Annotated in this window: 4 protein-coding genes; 1 reads left to right on the top strand and 3 read right to left on the bottom strand. The window is 38.2% G+C overall.

Translation table 11 applies throughout. The features are described from left to right. Positions 1 to 253: 253 nt before the first annotated feature. On the top strand, positions 254 to 463 hold the full coding sequence (gene cspE, locus CEX73_RS03340; RefSeq protein WP_038498357.1) for a transcription antiterminator/RNA stability regulator CspE: 210 nt from the start codon (positions 254 to 256) through the stop codon (positions 461 to 463). A gap of 156 nt (positions 464 to 619) precedes the next feature. On the opposite strand, the gene CEX73_RS03335 is transcribed toward cspE, so the two are convergent. From CEX73_RS03335 to pyrB, 3 genes are all read right to left on the bottom strand, one after another. After that, complete coding sequence (locus tag CEX73_RS03335) at positions 620 to 1,009, bottom strand: Rid family detoxifying hydrolase (protein ID WP_101627167.1); 390 nt, start codon at positions 1,007 to 1,009, stop codon at positions 620 to 622. Positions 1,010 to 1,092: 83 nt separating this feature from the next. Then, entirely contained in the window at positions 1,093 to 1,575 is a 483-nt protein-coding gene (pyrI, locus tag CEX73_RS03330; RefSeq protein WP_101627165.1) for an aspartate carbamoyltransferase regulatory subunit, read from the bottom strand. A gap of 15 nt (positions 1,576 to 1,590) precedes the next feature. After that, a complete protein-coding gene (gene pyrB, locus CEX73_RS03325) occupies positions 1,591 to 2,526 on the bottom strand; it encodes an aspartate carbamoyltransferase (RefSeq protein WP_101627163.1) in 936 nt (311 codons plus the stop codon). Positions 2,527 to 2,652: the final 126 nt, after the last annotated feature.

Raw genomic sequence — 2,652 nt, 5'->3', positions numbered from 1 at the left:
ACAACCACAACCAGTTTATCAAAACATTACATTACAGAAGTAATAGAAGTAAAACTTATTAGTTCTAATAGATTTAGAAATGCGGTCACGGCAATTACGTTTAAAGATAGGGATAACAATAAACACGATTAAAAGTTATTTTAGTAATATTTATCACGGTTTAACCATCTAACGCTGGACAAAACGCTTGTCAGTTGCTGTACTACTATTCGACACAGAGTTTGTGTCTATCATTTATTTAAGGGTTAGTTTGATGTCTAAGATTAAAGGTAACGTTAAATGGTTTAATGAATCCAAAGGATTCGGTTTTATTACCCCTGAAGATGGCAGCAAGGATGTCTTCGTACATTTCTCAGCTATTCAAAGCAACGGGTTTAAAACATTAGCGGAAGGTCAGCGCGTAGAATTTGAAATAACTAATGGCGCCAAAGGCCCCTCGGCTGCTGACGTTACTGCTCTCTAATCTCTGATTTAGAGAGTAGCTTTTATCCTTAAACCCGCCGAGTGCGGGTTTTTTTCCTATAACCTATCATAAAATATAATTATTGTTTATGAAGTCACATTATAACTAGTCAATTATTTCAAATATCACCATATATAAGCCTAGTATAACCGGTAGTTAGGGGCATACCGCAGCAATAGCTTCAATCTCAATTTGAACATCTTTCGGCAGTCGCGCTACTTCCACACAAGACCGCGCCGGAAATGGAGCGTGATGCTCATGGAAAAATTGTTCATAAATAGTATTGACTATTGCAAAATCATTTAGATTAGTTAGAAAAACTGTTGTTTTAATGATATTAGCCACTTTCAAATCAGCTGCCTCTACTATAGCTTTGATGTTTTCCAATGACTGTCGTACTTGCTCACCGATATTATCGGCTATTTGTCCGCTAAACGGACAGACCGGTATTTGCCCAGAGATAAACGTCATCATACCAATATCTATGGCTTGTACATAGGGTCCTATGACTGCCGGGGCATTTTTAGTCTTAATCATGCGATTCATACATGCCTTCTCCTGGAGTAATATTTTTTTACTATTTATATTAAAAATTGATATACATCAAATAATAACTACTAAGTTATCGTTCAGGCAACCTGACTGGATTCTACCGCTCGGTGCTCAAATACCTTCTCGCAGTATTTACATTTTAAATGAATCTGCTTGCCTCGAGTTTTAATACTAAATCTTGATGCAACAGGCTCGCTACGACTAATACAATGACTATTGGGACAAATAAAAACATGATCTATGTGCTCTGGTAACGTTAGAGTTTGCTTACATACCACATCATAATGATCGATACGATTAACTGTAGCGTAAGGCGCATAAATAGCCAATTGGTTAGCTTGCTTCTCAGTCAAGAATACATTTTCTATCTTGATAAGATCTTTTTTACCCTGCTTATTTGATGGTAAATTAAAACCAATAGTTATACGCTCATCCGTAGCAGCTAATTTAAACAAACTGAGCAGTTTGACACCAACGTGCGCTGGAATATGGTCGATAACTGTGCCACGACAAATAGCTTCTACTTGTAATTTTAATTTATTATACTTACTTATATTCATATAAAAACCTAATGTTTATGCTAATTGTTGTTTATTCAATACTAGCGCAAGTAAAGCTTGGCGAGTGAAGATACCATTCCCTGCCTGCTGAAAATAGTAAGCGTAGGGTGTTTTGTCGACCTCATAAGCTATTTCATCTACCCGTGGTAAAGGATGTAGCACCTTAAGATTAGCCCGCGCATGAGTTAGGTTATTGGCCTGTAGTACAAACTGCGCTTTAACGTTAACGTACTCTGCAGGATCTAAACGCTCTTTTTGTACCCGTGTCATGTAAAGAATATCTAGTTCAGGTATAACCTCAGCTAGATTAACATGCATACTATACTGAATACCTTGATCTATAAGCGTGTGTAAAATCTCCGAAGGCATCCCCAGCGCGTCAGGCGCGATAAAATAAAAACGATTACCGTTGAATTTAGTCAACGCTTGAGTTAGTGAATGTACAGTACGCCCGTATTTCAAGTCACCAACCATAGCGATACTAAGATGGTCTAGCTTACCCTGAGTTTCATGGATATTAAATAAATCAAGTAAGGTTTGTGTTGGATGCTGGTTACCGCCATCGCCAGCGTTAAGGATAGGCACATGACCTGAAAATTCGGTGGCTAATTGTGCTGCACCCTCCTGCGGATGCCGCATGATGATTGCATCAACATAGGTACTAATAACGGAAACAGTATCTGCCAAGGTCTCACCTTTTTTACTCAGCGAGGTACTACTAGCATCAGAGAAGCCAACTACTGATGCACCAAGGCGATGAATAGCAGTTTCAAACGATAATCTGGTACGGGTAGAAGCCTCGAAAAAACAACTGGCAATCACTTTATGCTTCAGTAATTCCGGCTGTGGTCGAAATTTTAGACCAGCCGCTATGTGTAACACAAGCTCCAGTTCGTTCCTGCTAAGATCATTGATAGAAATAATATGCTTTCTATAAAGGGGATTAATCATCTTTTTTCCTCCTTACAGTGCTAGTAAAAAAGTAAAGTATAGAGTATAAGTAAAGGTATAAGTTGGCGTGTGTACCAAGTAAAAAAAAAGCCCCTCACATTGAGGGGCTTTTTCTTTAACAAACAG

The sequence above is a fragment of the Candidatus Palibaumannia cicadellinicola genome, from assembly GCF_002855795.1.
In the GTDB taxonomy this organism is placed as follows: domain Bacteria; phylum Pseudomonadota; class Gammaproteobacteria; order Enterobacterales; family Enterobacteriaceae; genus Baumannia; species Baumannia cicadellinicola_C.
This window is presented reverse-complemented; position numbering and strand designations above follow the sequence as displayed.

Excerpts from the sequence above, each read along its gene's own strand:
- pyrB (WP_101627163.1), bottom strand. The coding sequence starts at position 2,526 with ATGATTAATCCCCTTTATAGAAAGCATATTATTTCTATCAATGATCTT.
- pyrI (WP_101627165.1), bottom strand. The coding sequence starts at position 1,575 with ATGAATATAAGTAAGTATAATAAATTAAAATTACAAGTAGAAGCTATT.
- CEX73_RS03335 (WP_101627167.1), bottom strand. The coding sequence starts at position 1,009 with ATGAATCGCATGATTAAGACTAAAAATGCCCCGGCAGTCATAGGACCC.
- cspE (WP_038498357.1), top strand. The coding sequence starts at position 254 with ATGTCTAAGATTAAAGGTAACGTTAAATGGTTTAATGAATCCAAAGGA.